This is a genomic window from Empedobacter sp. UBA7620, from assembly GCF_002484185.1.
Classification (GTDB): domain Bacteria; phylum Bacteroidota; class Bacteroidia; order Flavobacteriales; family Weeksellaceae; genus Empedobacter; species Empedobacter falsenii_C.
Window position 1 is genome coordinate 187,275 of sequence record NZ_DLJI01000041.1, and the last position, 2,667, is coordinate 189,941.

A 2,667-nucleotide genomic window follows, 5' to 3' on the forward strand; every position below is an offset into this window, starting at 1 on the left:
CCAGAAGTTGGCTTTTGTTGTGAAGCATTAGGATTATCCACACTCCAATAATCTAAACTAGCAATAGGCATATTATTAAAAGTTCCCATTGTAGATGTACCTGCCCATTCGTTATAGGCTATTTTTTTACTCCAATAGAACGTAAAATTAAAATTCCAGTTTTTATATTTCATATCATTTGTAAGGCTACCATACCATTTTGGAGTTAAGTCGACTATAGCCTGTTTATCGTCGGTAGACGTTATTTTACCATCCTTATTAAAATCTTCAAACGTATATAAACCCGTCACACTATCTACACCTGTGTATTTATAAAATTTATAGATGGATAATGGATATCCTATCTGATATAAATTGCGATAAGTAGAAGTTTCTAAATTTGGAAATTTTTTAAGGTAGGTAGTAGGAAAAGTCCATTGTAAGTTAACATTCCATGAAAAATGAGAAGAATTAATCACATTAGATGATAGCAGAAACTCAAAACCTTTGTTCACAACATCCGCATCTAAATTTGCTTGAATTGAATTAAACCCTGTTGTAGCAGGTAAACTATACCCTACCAATTGATTAGATGAAGTATTATAATAGAAAGAAGATTCGAGATGTAACTTTTTAAAAAGGTCTATTTCGAATGCGATTTCTCTTTTTATATTTTTTTCCCAAGAGAAGTTCGGGTTATATAATCTCGAAGGATTAAGACTTACATTCCCTTCGTATAAACCATCACTGATGGAATACGTATCTAAATATTGGTAGTTACCAATTTGGTCATTTCCTGTCACTCCAATACTTCCTCTCAATTTACCAAACGACAACCAATTCGAATTACTGAATGCGTTTTCTTTTGAGAATATCCATGCTGCTCCTACTGCACCAAAATTAGAAAATCTATTTTCTGGCGAAAATCGACTAGAACCATCTCGTCTCCCTGTTAAATTAATGAAATATTTATTCTTAAAAGAATAATTGATTCTAAGATATGTCGCCATATAATTGTAAAAAGAATTGGCTTCATTTAAAATACGTAATGTCTTGGCTGCACTTAACCTTTTTAGTAAAGAATTATCTAAAAAACCAAATCCATATAAACTCAAATCTTCAGTTTCTGCCTTCGAGAATGTAAAACCATACGATAAGTCGATCTTATTTTCCTTAAAAATTTTATTGAAATTAATTTGAGGTTCAATAATCCAACTATTTCTTTTCCCTAAATTTCGATAACTATTCGATGATTCTAAGCTTGATGCGTTTGAAGCAGGATTAAGCCTAGTATGTGGGTTAATTTGAAACTCTGTAAGTTCACTTTTATTTAATCCAAGATTGATAGTAGCGGATAAATCGTCTGTGATTTTATAATTTAAATTTGAACCAAGATTTAATAAATAGGTTTTGTTATTGTAAACACTTTCCAAAGCAGCTATCGGATTATTCCATGTATTATTTTCCCAATTTATTCTCCCATCATTCGTATAAATAGTAGGACTATTGGGTGCAAGCGAACGCGATACTCGTGTTAAATCTGTTTGTGGCAGTTTATTACGATCAAATCCGAAAGAAGTATTCAAATTAAAATTAAAACGTTTATCAGTTGAAGTATGATTTAAATTTGAGTAAATCGACGTTTTATTGTAATAAAAATCACCAAAATAAACAGACGATTCCTTTACTAGATTAACACCAACCATAAAAGATGTATGTTCAGAACCTCCATTCACCATAAATCGAGCTGTATGATTACTCCCTACATTTCCAATTAGCTTACGTTGCCAATCGGTGTATCTTGTCTGATCCCATGTCCCATTCACATCATAGGCATTAAATGGAAAAGTGGTGATCCCATCATTACTAAATGCTTGCTTTCTTAACTTAATATATTGTTCCGTATTTAAGAGATCTACGTATTTTGTTATATGGTTAATACTGCTATTGAAATCTACATTAAAACTTGTTTTATTTTTAGTTCCTTTTTTAGTGGTTATCAAAATCACTCCATTTGCACCACGTGATCCATAAATAGCAGTAGCATCTGCATCTTTTAAAACCTCTACACTTTCAATAGATTGTGGGTCTATAGCATTTAACGGATTAACTTTACCACTTGGTATAACCGATCCACTAACAGTTGCACTACTTGAACTACCTATATCAAACGGAACTCCATCTATTATAAACAAAGGATCATTTCCTGCATTTATACTATTCTGACCTCTTAACCGAATGGTATATCCTCCACCTGCTGTTCCTGTGGTTGGAGTAATTTCTAAACCTGCTACTCTACCCTGCAACGCATCCAACACATTATTCACGGGTTGATTCTCGATTTCTTTTGCGGTAACACGTGCAATAGATCCTGTTCGTTCTTTGTCCTTTACAGCATAATATCCTGCATTAATCACCACATCTTTTAGTTGAATTCCTTCGTCCTCTTTCGTTAAACGTACATTGATCACGCTTCTATTCAATACCTCTTCTTCTCGGATAGGGAAATCCAATTGCTCAAAAATTAGTTTGGAATTGTCTTGTTGTAAAGTCAACGAATACTGTCCATTTACATCGGTAAAGGTGGAGTTATCGGTTCCCTCCTCTTTTACCATTACGCCCACTAATGGGACTTGAAGTTCTTTTACCGTTCCAGTCACGGTTTTTCCTGTTTGTGCCAACAATGGT

At 33.3% G+C, this 2,667-nt stretch carries 1 protein-coding gene; it reads right to left on the reverse strand.

Annotated elements, in window-relative coordinates; genetic code table 11:
* Positions 1 to 2,667: SusC/RagA family TonB-linked outer membrane protein (locus B2217_RS11195; protein WP_291122591.1), on the reverse strand; the 2,667-nt coding region annotated here is incomplete at both ends.